Below are 14,917 nucleotides of genomic sequence, written 5' to 3'. Positions count from 1 at the left end.
TGCCGGGAGTTAATTTGAACCAAGACAACAATTTGGCAACAGAGAGACGAACCAAGTCACTTTTATGTTGTCGAAGCCTCAAGCGCCAAGTCAATAGCCCTTGTCAGCACGGGCTGGGCTTGGGTATTATGGCCGACAGTTTTTCATGAAGTAGCACATTCAATGTCAATTAAAAAGCAAAGTCTTACCCTGCTGAGCGTCAGTGCGCTCACCCTCTCACTCAGTGCCTGCAGTGTCTTTGACTGGCTGGTGTACAAGCCTGATATTCCACAGGGCAACTATATGGAGCCTCAGCAAGTGGAAAAGCTGCGCATCGACATGACCAAGGAACAGGTGGAATTTGTGCTTGGGCGTCCTGTACTGCGGGACAGCTTCAAGGATGATACCTGGTACTATGTATACCATTACAAGAGTGGTCGTGATGCCAGCATTACCCACAAAGAACTGATCCTGCACTTTAGCGGCGATCAATTGACCAAGGTCACTGGGGATTACGAACTAAGCAATGAATTCAATACCCCGCTGGAACAAAGTAACCTGCCAATGGCCAACAGCCCTGAGCTAACGCCGCAGATCCCTCAGCAGCGCGGCGATGAAAAACCTTTGGTTGAAGAGCAGGATCCAACCAAGATGAACAAGCACGAACAGGACCGTAAGTAACGGCTTAGGCCTAAGCTTGAACCCAAGATCTTAAAAAAGCGCCAACAGGCGCTTTTTTAAGATCTTGGGTTCAGCAAAGTAACTCAGCTTATTTTGGCGCCGGTTACTTTATTTATCCGCCCTTCTTCCGCAGCCTTCTCGGCACGCTTACGGCGAACCTCTTTGGGGTCGGCAATCAAAGGACGATAGATTTCAATTCTCTGCCCGGGTTCAACTTCGTCATCATGTTTGACCTGACGACTGAAGGTTCCGAGTTTCACCGTTTCCAAGTCAATCTCAGGGAAAAAAGCCTGGATGTTACTCTGACGTACAGCCTCGATAAAACTGGTACCCGGCGTCACGGAAACACTGATCACCTTCTGTTGTGTCGGTAAGGCATAAATGACATCGACACTGAATTTTTCCTGTTCACTTGCCACTGTATACTTCCTTCGCCCTTTGAGTAAAAGCCGTAACCATAGAGGTAACCAGCTCTTTGAATACCTTGCCGAATGCCATACCCACCAAAGTGCTGGAGAACTCAAAATTCAACTCAAACTCCACCTTACATGCATCTTCGGCCAATTCGGTAAAATACCAATGACCGGTCAAATGCTTGAAAGGACCATTCTCCAGTTGCAGCTCAATACTCCTCCCCTCCACCACCTGATTACGTGTGGTAAAGGTCTTGCTGATCCCAGCCTTACTGATATCTACCGACGCCAGCATGGTTTTACCATCAAACTCCAACACCTTGCCGCCAACGCAACCAGGGAGAAACTCTTTATAAGACTCAACATCATTGACTAGCTGGTACATCTGCTTCGCACTGTAACGCACCAGAACACTGCGGGAAATCTGTGGCATCCGTTGGTTGATACTCTTGGCTGACTCAAAAACAGACCCGGATTTTAGCATGCCGGTCAAAAAACGCATCCTTTGTTCCATCGCAATGAGTCCTGCCTCTGTAAGCGCTCAAAAAGCCAGCAACAAAACCCTAAGCTACTGCCCACAACTCAAAATATTCTTCCAGGCCAATTCCAAATTGGCTGCTGCTGCGTATAATAGCCAGCCTATGGCTAAGAAGAATGCAAAAAAATCCGCAAACGCTCCGGCAACCATTGCCCGGAACAAGCGTGCGACCTTTGAATATCGCTTTGATGAAAAATTCGAAGCGGGTCTGTCCCTAATGGGATGGGAGGTCAAATCCATCCGCGCCGGCAAGGTGAATCTGTCGGAAAGCTTTGTCATGCTGAAAAATGGCGAAGCCTTCCTGCACAACTGTAATATCACCCCACTCAGCGCGGCATCCACTCATGTGGTCTGCGACCCAACCCGCATGCGTAAACTGCTGCTCAATCGCCGTGAGCTGGACCGTCTGGCCGGCTTGGTTGAAAGGCAGGGTTACGCCATAGTGCCCATCTCCATGTACTGGCGCAAAGGTGCCTGGGTCAAGGTTGAGATAGGCTTGGGTAAGGGCAAGAAAGCCCACGATAAGCGCGACGATATTAAACAACGTGACTGGGCTATCGAAAAAGCCCGGGTCATGAAGAGCAAGTAACTGATATTTGTTGTTATTTCGCACACCAATTGTACGGATAACCAGCAAGTGATTGTCCTTTGCTAATTAAAGCCTTGGTAAGCAGGTGGCAAAGAGGTTACAATCAACACATCACGGGGGCGATTCTGGATTCGACGGGATTCGCGAAACTCCGGGAGCATGCCGAGGGGCGGTTGGCCTCGTAAAAAGCCGCACAGTTATAGTTGCAAACGACGATAACTACGCTCTAGCAGCTTAAGGCCGCTAGCCATCTACCACAGGTCTCGCACATGGGCAGTGGATTTGATGGTCACCTTACATAGTGCTAGCGAGGGAACCTTGTCTGGGGGTGAACCGCGAAACAGTACCAGGCTCACCGTTTGGAATCCTGTCTTTCGGAGTTCAACCGGTTAAATAAAAGAGAGACTAAGCATGTAGCGCCTTGAGCGTAGGTTTTTCGGACGCGGGTTCAAGTCCCGCCGCCTCCACCAATTCAAAGTAAAAAGACGTCTTCGGACGTCTTTTTTATTGCCTAAAAAACAACAAAATCAACAGCTTGCGTACCAAGACGTATCAAATAGTCTCACTGAATCTCACAGCTTTAGTATTCCAAACGGTATTCCAAGGTGATTTGACTTACTCTTGGAATACCATGATTATAAATTATCCAACTTGAGGCTATCGGGGGTAAATATGGCCACCAGCACAACGCGTCTCACCAACACCCAAATCAAGAATCAAAAGCCAGGCCCTAAGGACATTGTCTTATCTGATGGTGGAGGGTTACAACTACGAGTCAGAACTAACGGCTCTAAGCTTTGGAACTTCAACTATTATCATCCCATCACCAAAAAGCGGGTTAATATAGGTATTGGTCCCTACCCTGAAATTGGTCTAGCGAAAGCGCGCGAGTTAGTTTTGGAATACCGACAACTAGTAGCAACAGGTGTAGACCCGAAAGAAAAACGCGAACAAGAATCACTCAAAAACAAACAAGAAACTATGTACACGCTGAGGAATGTTGCAGCTGAATGGTTAGAGATTAAAAAGCACGAAGTAACAGAAGATCATGCCACTAAAACTTGGCGCTCATTAGAGAGACATGTTTTCCCTGAATTTGGTAACTACCCACTCACTAAAATCACTGCTCCAAACGTCATAAAGCTATTTCGACCAATAGAAGCTTCAGGCAGTTTAGAGACCATTAAACGCCTGAGTCAGCGGCTAAATGAAATTATGAACCATGGTGTCAACTCCGGTTACATCGTAGCGAATCCGTTAGTAAAAATTCATACTGCATTTAAGAAGCCCAAAAAAGAGAACATGGCTACCCTAGCCCCATCAGAGCTCCCCGAACTCATGCGCTCGCTTTCCCAAGCTTCCATTAAACGTGTAACACGCTGTCTTATAGAGTGGCAGTTACACACTATGACACGTCCCTCTGAAGCCGCCATGGCACGCTGGGATGAATTAGATTTGGAGAAGCTAATTTGGACAATACCTGCAGAGAAGATGAAAAAGCGTCGAGTGCACGTTATTCCGCTTACCCAACAGATGCTCGGCATACTCGAAGCCATCAAGCCAATAAGTGGCCACAGAGAATTTATATTTCCATCAGATAGAGATCCAAAAACTCACTGCAATACGCAGACAGCTAATATGGCCTTAAAACGTATGGGATATGGTGGAAGACTTGTTAGCCATGGTCTTCGCTCCTTAGCAAGCACCATTCTCAATGAAGAAGGGTTTGAATCTGACCTTATCGAATCAGCGTTATCACATGTCGATGCCAATTCAGTACGGGCGGCATATAACCGCTCCGACTTCCTAGAGCGGCGACGTCCTATGATGAACTGGTGGAGTGAGTACATTGAGACAGCTGCTGATGGAAATTTATCCGTCGCATCAAAACGATAAGTGAAGGCAAGCTTCGATTAAGCATCGAAGCTCATTGATAGTTGTACGCTATGACCCGTCCATCGGAAACTACGACCAACTAAAAAGCACTCTAACCAATACTCCTCACCAAAAACCAACTGACCTTTCACCCGAATTTAAGACCATGACATTGATGAGATTTCCAATACACTAAATAAGTGTTCCTAATTGTGCTACACCCTGCTGAAAGCCTTATTTGGCCTGAGTTTATACGCATACACTCGGAAAGCCCTGTACTACAAGGCTCCTTGCTAAAGGATGCTAAACTAAGCACGATGATGACTAATGAGGCCAGTGACCTACATTTAGGAATAGCTATTTAGAGCCAATTGAGATCTCAACATGAAGAAACGTTACACCGAAGAACAAATCATCAAGGCCATCAAACAACTTATTAGCCCCCAATTGAGTCTGCGAGACTATAACGAACAACGGGGTGAAGCATTGACTGGCGTGAAGGCGTTAAACAAAGTCATAAGACTCGTTATGCCTGTACGCCAGACAATCTCATAAAGTGTACTAGCTCAGACCTGATTTGAGCAACAACGCCATGACCAGGTGTAGTTATGATAAACAGCTACTTACACCGAAATTTTATAGCCTCCGGAATTTACTCTTTCAAATCATTATTTAAGATACTTGAATAAAGAAAACTCCAGCATTAGAAAAGTCATCTATTCTTTTACGTAAGAACAAATAACCAGTTGCATCCGAGAGACCTAAAATCCCACCATCATCAAACGGTATATCTCCAGAGTATATTTGTGCGACAAAGTAATATTCATCACCTAATACGCCATAACCAATCAAACCTCTAGGAATTACCTTAGATACAAAAGAGAACGCAGGAAAATCTTCACTATTAACTTCCCTTTTAGTAACCTCAACAGATATTGGGCCAAAATAGTTCTCATTTATAAAATCATCAGACCTTTCACTTAAAAGCACTCTAGAATAGCCTTTACTGATATGTTCAAGCTCTTCACTGTCACCATGAAAAGTAATATCATCTAAAAAGTATCTATCGCTTGAATATGTTGAAAATACTGATAATACTTTACCCGCAGGGAATAATTCTTCACCAATCTTATGATTTAGTACTGAACAATCAATCGTAACAACTAGCGCTAACTCCTCCCCCAAAGGATTTACAGGCCAAGGAAAGGCAATGTGAGTACCTCCCCCAAACACAACCCCAGAACCGTCGTCAGAAGTATTAGCTTTTAATTGATATACAGTATCCATACTATTTTTCCCCACATTTTTTAATTCTTTCATAAAACGCTGTTGAATCTGCTTTGAGAACAGAAATACGATCTTCAGGAATTCCCGCTCTCCTCATAGCCTCGCTTGAAATTTCAAGTTCTTCATCAAAACTAGATGCAAATTGATTCCTTCCTAACCCCTTCTCTGCCCTGACAACAGATTCATGATAGTGCACACCACCAATTCCTCTGGTATCTTTTGCTGGCCCACGAGTATGATGATCCAAATCTAGAGCAATCGAAGGGTTATCCGAGAGACGAGAATCACCAGCTAAACCTTCTTGTCTTAGAAACTCATGCCTTATAAATTCATGTGCTTGAAGGTTATCACCAACATGCAAACTCCCATTCAGGCTCCCATACGTACCAATGTCAAATAAACTTGCTAATCCTAGCGGATCCACCCATTCGAGCGGGTTGTGCACATAGGCCTGTGGCCGCGTGCCCCCTGCCAGCCCTATCGGATCTGGACTCAGGTATTGGCAAATCTCCGGATCGTAATATCTGTGCCGGTTGTAATAGAGCCCGGTTTCCCGATCATAAATCTGTCCCTGATAGCGCAGGTCACAGTGTAGAGGCTCATTGGCGGCTTGTTCAAGATACTTTTTCGGGGTTCCGCTGAGCCGCCATTGATGGAAGTCCTGCCATAAACCCTGTTCGCCACGCCAGTGTATTTGTCCTTGTGGATCGCACAACTCCCTAACATTGCCCACTAAGTCAGTCACCGCATAATGTAATTCGGGCCTGCCGGGGTCATTGGGTGTATCCAGTTGCCTTATCTGTGCCAACGGCCTGAAACTGCCGCGCTCATATAGCCACTGGGTAGTTGCCACACTGCCATCGGCATAATAACTTTGCTGCTGGCTGAGTTGATCACCCAACCACAGGTAGCGGATATCGCCTTGGCTGATTTGTTGAGTGAGTGATTGCGCTGATGTTGGCTGCGGTGCTGGTTGCTGCCGGTATTTACGACAGCGGCGGCCAAAGACATCGTATTCATAATGCCAGATATCCCCATTGGGCAGACTGACACGAATGAGGCGATCTTCTTCATCCCAATGATAGAAGCGAGTCTGAGCCCTGAAACCATCGCGTTTCAGGGTTTTCTCGACCATACGGCCATTGGCATCGTAGCGGAAAACATTGTCTCCCTGACGCACTACCCGCCCGGCTTGCTGATATTCCAGTGCCTTTTCCTGGCGCTTTTTGGCGAAGTCGATAATCCGGCTATTTGAAGTGCTATTCGGGGAACTGTTGCTAAGCTGGTCTTTGTTTTGCCCGTCCTCAGCCCAAGAGGCTATGGCCGTCAGTTGGAGTTCGGAGTCATAGTTGAATTGGCGCCGCTCACTGCGCGCATGCCAGGCGCTGGTGCGTTTTTCTGCCACGATTTGCCCAAGGGCATTTTGGGTAAATTCACTGCGGCCCCAGTGACCGTCTTCGATGGCGGTGATCCGGCTCAGAGCGTCATATTCATAACTGCGGGCAATGCCACCAAAGCGGCCAGGTAGTTGCTGCTCTGTCCCCTGTGGGCTCCAGGCATCCAGGTGCTGACGTTTGAGCAGTCCCTCCGGGGTGTACTCCTGTTGCAGGCAGAATCCAGCCTGGTTACTGCGACTGGTTTCCCGGCCATAACGGTCGTATGCCAGTGTCAGCGGCTCAAACCCAGAAGCGGCAATCGTTGCCAAACGGCCGTGTTGCCATGTCTGCTGTTGCTCAAGCAATAAGCCATTGGCACGAATTGGACGACCCGCGGCAGTGTATTGATACTCAATCGATTGGCCATTTTGCGTTTCAGCAATCAGCCTGCCAAGCGCATCATAGCTAAACGCCAGCTCAGACACGGCATTACGGCCTTTAAGCAGTTGACCGGCGCCGTCGTATTCAAAATGGCTATTGTTCATCACCATTTGCTGCGAGTTACGGGTTTGCTTTTGCAGCAAACGGCCACAGATATCGTAGAAGAAATGAATGCTGCTGCCATCAGCCTGGGTTTTGCATATTACCCGGCCGGCCTTATCGTAATCGAAGCGGTTACGACGACCATCAAGGTGACGCTCTTCAACAATTTGACCGCTGGAATTGTAGTGATATCGCCACTGCTCACCTTTGCTGTTGGCAATGCCGGCAAACTGGCATTCTCCGTTATAGAACAGCTGCAGTTCATGGCCTAAAGGATCGATACTGGCTTGCAACAGGTCAAACGCACCGTAACGATATTGCTGGCTGTTGCCATTGGCATCAGTCGCTTTGACCAGATTGCCTTCGGTATCATATTCGAAGTGCTGGCGTTTGCCTTGGCTGTCCACCACCCCAGTGACCAGGGCACTTTGCCCCAAATAAGTATACTTGTGACTCTGGATCCCTTGAAGCACCCGGCTTATCCGCCCCAGATTGTCATATTCCAGTTTTAGCGGTTCAACGCCGGGCACGCGATATACAGGACATCCTAAACACTTTCTGAGCTGCAAAGAAGCTCGTTGCAGGGTCAGTCTCTGATAAATAACGACGGATTTTTGGAAGTAGGCTCTCTGAGACGAGAAATCTGCGAGGTTCATACAAAAACTGTGATAGTCAGGCATGCCTGCGGCAGGCTTAAGCCTGTTTCTGTAAAATCACCAAGGGTTTAAGGTTAATGGGGATGTATTGCTTGGCTTTGTTGCTTACCCCGGCACCATTTACCACCATATTTGGCCTTCATGGCACACATGGCATCCCATCGGCCACTCATGCCACTGTACTGACGGCGAAACTCCTTGGCGGAAGTTATCCAGGCATCGTCACTGATACCAAGCTCAAGCAGTAGTTTGGGCCTGGAACAGGCAATAAAGCCATGCTTGTCTTCCCGCACCGCCCGGCCTGTCCAATCAATCAGTTCCAGATAGTCGGCAAAGTGAAACGGGATACCGCTTTGTTCGGCGGCAGTGGCTGCACCATCAAATTGCAACAGTGGCTTAAGTGAAATGTTGGCAGTTGCTGGCTCAGCAACTTCCTCTATGCGCTCCTGAATGGATGTATAATCAGAAGCTTGCAGTGAATCTGCAATACCTGCGCGAATGGGATTTAAATCCACGTACATCATGCAGGCCAGCAGCGCCTGTTCATCGAGCAGTGCCTGCGACTTAAAACGTCCTTCCCAGAATACGCCCTTGCAACCATCTTCTCGATTGGCCTTGCGGGCGATATCTTCGTTTAAACAGCGCATAAACCAACTGATACTGCCAAGGCGTTCCTGCCAATCGCTAATCAGCGTATCCAACTGTATTCGCTCGCCTTCCGAGAGACTATCGCCCTTGAGGAACTTTGCCGCCACAGGATTGCCACTAAAGAGCCCGGTCCAACGCTCAATGACTTCAAATGGCGACAACGCTTGTTGCGCAGTAAGGTCGATTTTGAGCACCAAATGGTAGTGATTATTCATAACCGCATAAGCGCAAACGTCGATGCAGAATATTGACGACAACTGCCTGATTTTATCCACTATCCAGCCACGTCTATGCTCGTAACTGCGCCCCGACAGTGCATCTTCACCACACAAAAATGCCCTTCTCACGCAACGGTTAATCACGTGGTAAAAGGGCGTACTTTCAGCATCTATCAACTGGCGACGGGCGGTGGTCATAACCAACCTCGACTGAGCTTTGATGGGTATTTCAAAGCCTAGTCAAGCCTGGGCGAAACATCAAAAAGATATGGCTGTCCTGTATTTTTGTCTCCTGTCTTTCTCTCTGTCTTTCTCATGCTGTCTTGTCTTTCTCAAAAAGATATGGCTGTCCTGTATTTTTGTCTCCTGTCTTTCTCTCTGTCTTTCTCATGCTGTCCTGTCTTTCTCAAAAAGATATGGCTGTCCTGTCTTTCGCTCTCACGCAACGGTTAATCACGTGGTAAAAGGGCGTACTTTCAGCATCTATCAACTGGCGACGGGCTGTGGTCATAACCAACCTCGACTGAGCTTTGATGGGTATTTCAAAGCCTAGTCAAGCCTGGGCGAAACATCAAAAAGATATGGCTGTCCTGTATTTTTGTTTCTCAAAAAGATATGGCTGTCCTGTCTTTCGTTCACCACACAAAAATGCCCTTCTAACGCAACGGTTAATCACGTGGTAAAAGGGTGTACTTTCAGCATCTATCAACTGGCGACGGGCGGTGGTCATAACCAACCTCGACTGAGCTTTGATGGGTATTTCAAAGCCTAGTCAAGCCTGGGCGAAACATCAAAAAGATATGGCTGTCCTGTATTCACTACAAAGGCCACAAAACCCTGATTTGGCTGATTTTTGCAACAGAATTGACTGACTTTGAAATCTAAAGCGATTTTCCCTGTTATTAAACCTGATTCAGTCACGCTGGCTGGTGTCGAGCAGACAGGTATTGTTGGTTGGTACTTTAGCCTTTAAGCCCGATACGGGCGAAATAGATGGCGGTTTTGCCCTCATGGCTTGAGTAGTACACCAGCTTGAGTTCATCACCGTCCAACTCGATACCGGCGTAGCTGGTATCGCCGCCGGATGGCAGGGTTAAGAGCTCGGTGACCTTGGCTGTGGCGCTATCGATTTCCACCAGCGAGGTGCGCACCTTATTGTCATAGAGGCGCACCACGGCCAACAGGCGGTCGTTATAGAAAAAGGCCACCGGACCACCGATACGGCAACTGAGCTGCTGCCATTGCCAGGTTTTGAAAGGTGCCTTGGCTCTGCCGAGCAGCCCGGTTTCTTGTGCGTCCCACACAGGATCGCGCCTTAGTAGGCAAAGCGCTTCTGTGTTTGAAGAGGATTGAGCAGAGCGAGTATGCTCGCCGCCCCGAAACAGCAGTGATGATTCGTTGACATAACCGTCATTTTGCAAGGGGGCCACCCAGGGCGTAAATTGCAGCATGCCGGTTTGTGATGCTTGCAGGCGCTCACTGCGATAGAGCCTGACATCACCATCGGCGCCTGGGCGATAGCCCACGCCGTAGAGGCCATCTTCGGCCTCGGTCACCCGCCAGAGCCAGTATCCGGTATCGGCGACTTTTTCGGGGGCCGACCAGTTGATGCCATCCAGCGAGTGCCACATCAAGGACTGCAACGGCGCCTTGCCATGTTTGGAGGCGGCGCCAAAAAGCCATAAACGGCCAACATGGGCGAGCAGTTTGCCGTCACGCAGATCGCCAAGCTCGCTTTGAATAAGCGCCTCGGCTTGCCAACTTTGACCATCGTCGCTGGATTTAAGCACTCTCAGCGCACCGTCATCAGACACATGGGCCTGGCCCTCCCGAAAGACGCAGTAGAGCGCCCCCTGCCAGCGGCATAGATCGCAAAAGGCGTTGTGTTCGCCTTGGTCCCAAATTTTTGTGTGTGAGATCAGCTGCATGCCTTGGCTCCCTGAGTTGCTGTTCCTTTATCTTATACCATTACTGAACTGCGCCAAGGTAAGTGAACTTTTTACGGTAAAAAGTGATGGCAAAAAACTTTGGTAAAAAGCTATGGCAAAAACTACGCAAAAACTACGTAAAAACTATGCAAAAAAGCAGCGAGAAACTGTTGAAAAAGATTAGAAAAACAGCAACAAAAAAGGCCGCTGCGGCGACCTTTCATTGCATTGGAATCACATCTTTAGATGGGATTAGATAGGCTATCGACAAGCTTTAACACACTGCCGAAAGCCTTGGCAGTATCAGCTGCGCTGCCGGGTTGGTTTGGGCTTGCCCGCCGCCGTCTTGTGTTTACGCACGGCGCGGCGCACCTTGGCACTGCGCACCTTGTTACGGGCCACGCTGTGTTTATCGGCGCCCAGCATGGAGCGGGTTTCCGGATCCATGCCCGCCAGTTGGCGCAGGTAGTTGACCTGCTCCAGCGGCAGTTCGACCCAGCCGCCACGAGGCAGGCTCTTGGGCAATTCTATCATGCCGTAACGCACCCGAATAAGGCGGCTCACCTGCACTTCCTGGGATTCCCACAGACGACGCACTTCACGGTTACGCCCTTCGCGCAGGGTAACGTGCCACCATTGGTTGATGCCTTCGCCACCGGCGGCCTTGATATGGTCAAACTGGGCCGGGCCATCTTCCAGCATAACGCCGCTGCGCAAACGCTGCAGCGCCGCTTCCGGCACTTCACCGAAGGTACGCACGGCGTACTCACGATCCACTTCATTGGAGGGGTGCATCAGGCGGTTGGCCAGTTCACCATCCGAGGTGAACAGCAACAAACCCGAGGTGTTGATATCCAAACGTCCCACTGCAACCCAGCGGCTGTCTCGGGTGCGGGGCAGACGATCGAATACTGTGGGCCGACCTTCGGGATCTTTGCGCGAGCAGATCTCCCCTTCCGGCTTGTGGTAGGCCAGTACCCGGCAGATCACATCATCGGCAGATTTCAGCGATACCGCACGGCCATCGATACGTACCTTGGCGTCGGCTTCGATGCGATCACCCAGTTTGGCGATTTCTCCGTCAATACTCACGCGACCTGCAGCAATCCATGCCTCCATCTCACGACGGGAGCCATGGCCTGCACGGGCCAAGACTTTCTGCAATTTTTCGCTCATTCAAGTTGACTCTTCTAAGGGTTCCGGCGGTGTTTTCATCCCCGAAAATACCGCCTCTAATGATTCGGCGTCAGACAGAGGCGGCAGATCCGCTATGCTGTCCAGACCGAAGTAAGCCAGAAACTCTGTAGTGGTGGCGTATAACGAAGGCCTTCCCGGCACCTCTTTGTGCCCCACAACGCGGATCCAGCGTCTGTCTGTTAAATTCTTGATAATCTGGCTGCCGACAGCCACCCCTCTGACCAGCTCAATTTCGCCGCGGGTCACAGGCTGACGGTAGGCGATAACCGCCAGAGTTTCCAATGTTGCCCTGGAGTACTTGGGCGCCTGCTCCTGCCACAGAGGTTGCAGCAAGGGGCTGAGGCTGTCGCGGGTCTGAAACCGATAACCGCCGGCAACCTTGACCAGTTGTACTCCGCGCTCCTGATAATCCAGGGTCAATTCATCCACCGCGGCGCGAATACGCTCGCGGGAGACACTGAAATCGGCCAGCACGGTTTCTCTCAGAGCCTTCAAGGTCATGGGCTTGGCCAGCACAAACAGGCTGGCTTCGATCAGTTGTTTCAGCTGAAGGTCGTTAATCTTCGCCAAGTCGGCTCCCGTCAGTACGCCTTGAGATAAATTCGCGATAAAGGTTCGGCCTGGATCAGTTCCACCAGCAGTTCCTTTACCAATTCCATCAATGACAGAAAGCTGACCACCACTCCGGCGCGCCCCTCTTCCACCTTGAACAGGGCTTCAAAAGGGGTGTAATGCTCACTGGAGAGCATGGCCAGAATTTGGCTCATCCGCTCCCGGGTAGAAAGCTGCTCGCGCTGCACCTGGTGAGAAGTGCCGGCTTCCACCCGCTTGAGTACCTCGCCAAAGGCCCGGGCCAGTTCGGCCAAAGACACATCCGGCGGCACCAGCAAGGGCTTGATATCCGGCGCCTTGCCCGCCTTGGCCTGGAATACGTCCCGCTCGAGCCTTGGCAGTTCATCCAGCCGCACCGCGGCCTCTTTGATGGCTTCATAAGCCTTGAGTTGGCGGATCAGCACGGCTCTGGGGTCTTCCTCTTCCTCGGCTTCCAGCTCCGGCCTTGGCAACAGCAAACGCGACTTGATTTCCGCCAATGTTGCCGCCATCACCAGATAGTCGGCCGCCAGCTCTACCCTGGCGCCCTGCAGCAGCTCGATATATTCAAGATACTGGGCGGTGATCCTGTGAATGGGCAGATCTACCACATCCATTTTTTGCTTGCGGATCAGGTACAAAAGCAAGTCGAGCGGCCCTTCAAACGCCTCAAGAAACACCTCAAGCGCCTCGGGAGGAATAAAGAGATCGGCAGGCAGCTCTCTAAGCGCCTCACCCCGCACTACGGCAAGCGGCAGACTCTGTTGAACGCCTTCACTCAAGCCGTTTTCTCTCCTCTGGCAGCATCCTTAAGGCGGCATAGGCCGACCAAACGCGCGATTATACCTTTATTGAGCGGTTAAAGAAATGGGCTGATATCGCCACTGCCTTCACGGACTATGACCATTTCGCCTTCAGACATGTCTATCACTGTGGTGGGCTTTTCGCCCAGGTAACCGCCGTGGAGAATGGCATCTACCTGATGTTCGAGAATATCGCGGATATGCTCGGGATCCGACTCGGTAAAGTCGTTGCCGGGCAGAATAAGACTGGTGGACATCAAGGGTTCACCCAGAGCTTCCAGCAGCGCCAGGGCGATAACATTGTTCGGCACCCGAATGCCTATGGTGCGTTTCTTTTCGTTTTGCAGCCTTCTTGGCACTTCTTTGGTGGCCTTGAAGATGAAGGTGTAACAACCCGGTGTGTTGTTCTTCAGAATGCGAAACGCCTGGTTATCGACTCTGGCATAGGTCGACAGCTCAGATAAGTCGCGGCACATCAGCGAAAAGTTATGATCATTGTCTATCTGGCGAATTCTGGCGATACGGCTCATGGCGTCTTTATCGCCAATCATACAACCCAGCGCATAGCCGGAATCTGTGGGGTAAACTATGACCCCGCCGCTTTTCAGAATGCTCACCGCCTGGCTTATCAGACGGGTTTGAGGATTCACCTCATGTACGTAGAAAAATTGACTCATTTAGTTATTGTCCATTGCTTGCATTGCCAGACCCAGTTCAATCCCTGGGGCCGATACAGATTCTTGCCCAGTTCCAGCCAGCGGCCGGGAAAGTGGAAATCGGATCCCACCGAGGCGTAGAGGCCGTTGAGAGTGGCCAGCGCCCCTAAATTATTTCTGTCGTCTGTGGTTTGCTGCCCGAGCACCACCTCCATGGCATCACCACCGGCGGCCTTGAACTCACGCACCAGGCGTTTGAGCCACTTGGCCGACAGTTGATAGCCACTGGGGTGGGCCAACACGGCCACTCCACCTGCGTTGTGAATTACCTCTATGGCCGTCGCCATCTCGCCCCAGTTGTTGGGCACATAGCCCGTCTTGCCGCGGCCGAGAAACTTCTTGAACACGCTGGCGCTATCCGGCGCGTGCCCCTGCTCGGCCAGGAAACGGGCGTAATGGCCACGGCTCAGCGCCGCATCACCGGCGAGCGCCCTGGCGCCTTCGTAAGCCCCTGGAATACCGGCCTTTTCAAGCCTTGCGCCTATCTCGCGAGCCCGCTCTTCCCTGAGCTCACGTTGACGCTCGAGAAAGACAAGCAGGTTTTCGTCGTGGCGGTCGATATCCAGCGCCACGATATGAATATCATAGGCGTGCCAACGGGTAGAGATCTCAACCCCGTCTACCAGGGTCAAAGGCGCGCTCTGCCCGGCATTGAAGGCATGGGCCTCATCCAGCCCGGCGACTGTGTCATGATCGGTAATCGCCAGCAGCTCAACCCCCTTTTCCAGGGCGCGTTCGAGCAGCAAAGACGGTGTCAGTTGGCCATCTGAGGCTGTGGTATGGCTGTGAAGATCGGCCAAAGTATTTTCAGTTATCATAGCGCTATTGTACTTGGTTTTGTTGGCAAAATGCGATTTATCTCCGCTGGGCGACGGCAAA

Annotated in this window: 15 protein-coding genes, 1 other RNA gene and 2 pseudogenes; 6 read left to right on the top strand and 12 right to left on the bottom strand. The window is 50.4% G+C overall.

The annotated features are described in order from the left end of the window. Positions 1–162 precede the first annotated feature (162 nt). Complete coding sequence (locus tag WKR14_RS07925; RefSeq protein ID WP_339087603.1) at positions 163–660, top strand: outer membrane protein assembly factor BamE; 498 nt, start codon at positions 163–165, stop codon at positions 658–660. 83 nt (positions 661–743) lie between these two features. Here WKR14_RS07925 and WKR14_RS07920 read toward each other — a convergent pair whose 3' ends face one another. Both WKR14_RS07920 and WKR14_RS07915 read right to left on the bottom strand, forming a co-directional pair. After that, positions 744–1,079: an RnfH family protein gene (locus WKR14_RS07920; protein ID WP_100145313.1), complete on the bottom strand. Its 336-nt coding sequence runs from the start codon at positions 1,077–1,079 to the stop codon at positions 744–746. Further along, the gene (locus WKR14_RS07915) at positions 1,069–1,506 is read right to left on the bottom strand and encodes an SRPBCC family protein (protein ID WP_101053103.1); all 438 of its coding nucleotides are present in this window, start codon (positions 1,504–1,506) and stop codon (positions 1,069–1,071) included. Before WKR14_RS07915 ends, WKR14_RS07920 begins: the two co-directional genes overlap by 11 nt. Before the next feature lie 208 nt (positions 1,507–1,714). On the opposite strand from WKR14_RS07915, the gene smpB reads away from it, so the two are divergent. The 4 genes and pseudogenes from smpB to WKR14_RS07895 all read left to right on the top strand — a co-directional run. Then, the gene (smpB, locus tag WKR14_RS07910; protein WP_025009743.1) at positions 1,715–2,200 is read left to right on the top strand and encodes an SsrA-binding protein SmpB; all 486 of its coding nucleotides are present in this window, start codon (positions 1,715–1,717) and stop codon (positions 2,198–2,200) included. Positions 2,201–2,315: 115 nt separating this feature from the next. Then, positions 2,316–2,670: a transfer-messenger RNA gene (ssrA, locus tag WKR14_RS07905) on the top strand. A gap of 202 nt (positions 2,671–2,872) precedes the next feature. Further along, a complete protein-coding gene (locus WKR14_RS07900; protein WP_037436616.1) occupies positions 2,873–4,096 on the top strand; it encodes an integrase domain-containing protein in 1,224 nt (407 codons plus the stop codon). Positions 4,097–4,498: 402 nt separating this feature from the next. Then, a pseudogene (locus WKR14_RS07895) lies at positions 4,499–4,630 on the top strand (IS5/IS1182 family transposase); the annotation flags it as partial. A 117-nt stretch (positions 4,631–4,747) separates the two neighbouring features. Here the strand turns inward: WKR14_RS07895 and WKR14_RS07890 are convergent. Both WKR14_RS07890 and WKR14_RS21400 read right to left on the bottom strand, forming a co-directional pair. Beyond that, the gene (locus WKR14_RS07890) at positions 4,748–5,395 is read right to left on the bottom strand and encodes a DUF1963 domain-containing protein (protein WP_339087601.1); all 648 of its coding nucleotides are present in this window, start codon (positions 5,393–5,395) and stop codon (positions 4,748–4,750) included. After that, positions 5,364–6,497: an RHS repeat domain-containing protein gene (locus WKR14_RS21400; RefSeq protein WP_420884233.1), complete on the bottom strand. Its 1,134-nt coding sequence runs from the start codon at positions 6,495–6,497 to the stop codon at positions 5,364–5,366. Before WKR14_RS21400 ends, WKR14_RS07890 begins: the two co-directional genes overlap by 32 nt. A gap of 1,157 nt (positions 6,498–7,654) precedes the next feature. On the opposite strand from WKR14_RS21400, the gene WKR14_RS21395 reads away from it, so the two are divergent. Next, a complete protein-coding gene (locus WKR14_RS21395) occupies positions 7,655–7,699 on the top strand; it encodes a hypothetical protein (protein ID WP_373296867.1) in 45 nt (14 codons plus the stop codon). 312 nt (positions 7,700–8,011) lie between these two features. On the opposite strand, the gene WKR14_RS07880 is transcribed toward WKR14_RS21395, so the two are convergent. The 8 genes and pseudogenes from WKR14_RS07880 to rnm all read right to left on the bottom strand — a co-directional run bounded on the left by WKR14_RS07880 (position 8,012) and on the right by rnm (position 14,856). Beyond that, positions 8,012–9,001: a transposase gene (locus tag WKR14_RS07880; RefSeq protein WP_339087599.1), complete on the bottom strand. Its 990-nt coding sequence runs from the start codon at positions 8,999–9,001 to the stop codon at positions 8,012–8,014. 238 nt (positions 9,002–9,239) lie between these two features. Next, a pseudogene (locus WKR14_RS21390) lies at positions 9,240–9,314 on the bottom strand (transposase); the annotation flags it as partial. 451 nt (positions 9,315–9,765) lie between these two features. Further along, positions 9,766–10,731 (bottom strand): sialidase family protein, encoded by a 966-nt coding sequence (locus tag WKR14_RS07870; protein ID WP_339087598.1) that lies wholly within the window; start codon positions 10,729–10,731, stop codon positions 9,766–9,768. A 303-nt stretch (positions 10,732–11,034) separates the two neighbouring features. Beyond that, on the bottom strand, positions 11,035–11,907 hold the full coding sequence (gene rluB, locus WKR14_RS07865; protein ID WP_208167492.1) for a 23S rRNA pseudouridine(2605) synthase RluB: 873 nt from the start codon (positions 11,905–11,907) through the stop codon (positions 11,035–11,037). Further along, a complete protein-coding gene (scpB, locus tag WKR14_RS07860; RefSeq protein WP_025010666.1) occupies positions 11,908–12,498 on the bottom strand; it encodes an SMC-Scp complex subunit ScpB in 591 nt (196 codons plus the stop codon). 11 nt (positions 12,499–12,509) lie between these two features. Next, positions 12,510–13,301, bottom strand: a complete 792-nt coding sequence (locus tag WKR14_RS07855; protein ID WP_339087597.1) for a ScpA family protein — start codon at positions 13,299–13,301, stop codon at positions 12,510–12,512. A gap of 77 nt (positions 13,302–13,378) precedes the next feature. Continuing rightward, entirely contained in the window at positions 13,379–13,999 is a 621-nt protein-coding gene (locus WKR14_RS07850; protein ID WP_025010668.1) for an L-threonylcarbamoyladenylate synthase, read from the bottom strand. Continuing rightward, positions 13,996–14,856 (bottom strand): RNase RNM, encoded by an 861-nt coding sequence (gene rnm, locus WKR14_RS07845; protein ID WP_028780247.1) that lies wholly within the window; start codon positions 14,854–14,856, stop codon positions 13,996–13,998. The genes WKR14_RS07850 and rnm overlap by 4 nt, the downstream gene beginning before the upstream one ends. Positions 14,857–14,917 lie beyond the last annotated feature (61 nt).

This window comes from Shewanella chilikensis (assembly GCF_037953065.1).
GTDB lineage: Bacteria > Pseudomonadota > Gammaproteobacteria > Enterobacterales > Shewanellaceae > Shewanella > Shewanella chilikensis.
This window is presented reverse-complemented; position numbering and strand designations above follow the sequence as displayed.

Coding starts and splice junctions, on each gene's coding strand:
- WKR14_RS07925 (WP_339087603.1), top strand. CDS start 163: ATGTCAATTAAAAAGCAAAGTCTTACCCTGCTGAGCGTCAGTGCGCTC.
- WKR14_RS07915 (WP_101053103.1), bottom strand. CDS start 1,506: ATGCCACAGATTTCCCGCAGTGTTCTGGTGCGTTACAGTGCGAAGCAG.
- smpB (WP_025009743.1), top strand. CDS start 1,715: ATGGCTAAGAAGAATGCAAAAAAATCCGCAAACGCTCCGGCAACCATT.
- WKR14_RS07900 (WP_037436616.1), top strand. CDS start 2,873: ATGGCCACCAGCACAACGCGTCTCACCAACACCCAAATCAAGAATCAA.
- WKR14_RS07890 (WP_339087601.1), bottom strand. CDS start 5,395: ATGAAAGAATTAAAAAATGTGGGGAAAAATAGTATGGATACTGTATAT.
- WKR14_RS21400 (WP_420884233.1), bottom strand. CDS start 6,497: ATGGTCGAGAAAACCCTGAAACGCGATGGTTTCAGGGCTCAGACTCGC.
- WKR14_RS07880 (WP_339087599.1), bottom strand. CDS start 9,001: ATGACCACCGCCCGTCGCCAGTTGATAGATGCTGAAAGTACGCCCTTT.
- WKR14_RS07870 (WP_339087598.1), bottom strand. CDS start 10,731: ATGCAGCTGATCTCACACACAAAAATTTGGGACCAAGGCGAACACAAC.
- rluB (WP_208167492.1), bottom strand. CDS start 11,907: ATGAGCGAAAAATTGCAGAAAGTCTTGGCCCGTGCAGGCCATGGCTCC.
- WKR14_RS07850 (WP_025010668.1), bottom strand. CDS start 13,999: ATGAGTCAATTTTTCTACGTACATGAGGTGAATCCTCAAACCCGTCTG.
- rnm (WP_028780247.1), bottom strand. CDS start 14,856: ATGATAACTGAAAATACTTTGGCCGATCTTCACAGCCATACCACAGCC.